Raw genomic sequence first — 736 nt, 5'->3', positions numbered from 1 at the left:
CCGCTGAGCTTGAATGCGGCGTCTTCATTCGTCGTGTAGCTTGCCGGCAGCGTGTTCACCGGCGCGTCGTTGAGCGCAGTGATGCCGATGGTGACGCTGTGCGAGATGCTGCTGTCGATGCCGTCGCTGACCAGAACGTTCACCGTCCGATCAGAAGTGGTCGGCGTATTGCTGGAGTTGTTGTAGAGGATGCCGTCCAGAATCGTCTGGTAGGTGGCCTTGGTGGCCGAACCGTTGATCGACAGAACGCCGGTGCTGGAGGTGTAGCTGACCGTCAGGCCGGCCGCTGCCGCAGTGGCGCTCGCGTTAAGCGATAGCGACTCGGTGGCGTTGCCGTCAGGGCGCACCGTCAGTGTCGCCGTCATCGAGGTCAGGTTGGCCGAGTCGACGTCGGTGATGGTCGCCGACGGGGCGATCAGCACGGAGGTCTGTTCGGCGAAGGCTGCGGTCGCGTCGTTGCCGGCGCCTCCGCCGTTCAGGTCGGTTACCGGTGCATCGTTAGTGCCGTTGATGGTGACGTCCACGGTGGAACTCGAGAGTGCACCGTGTTCGTCCTGCATGGTGTAGCTGAGTGTCACATGCTGGACGGCACCTTGCGCCAAGTAGTCGAAGTCGCTGCCAGGGGTGAACACCAATTGGTTGGCGACCACGCTGGCCGTGCCTTGGCCGAGCGGGGCACTGGCAGTGTTCAGGGTGAACAGGTGACCGTCGTCGACGTCGGTGTCGTTGGCCAGCA

At 63.3% G+C, this 736-nt stretch carries 1 protein-coding gene; it reads right to left on the bottom strand.

The window, feature by feature from the left end:
- On the bottom strand, positions 1-736 hold a 736-nt coding region (locus AC1RO5_RS29780), incomplete at both ends, for an Ig-like domain-containing protein (protein WP_493179312.1).

The sequence above is a fragment of the Pseudomonas sp. GW822-FHT02G04 genome, assembly GCF_058802085.1.
The sequence above is the reverse complement of the archived record's forward strand: the minus strand, read 5'-3'. Positions and strand labels throughout refer to the sequence as shown.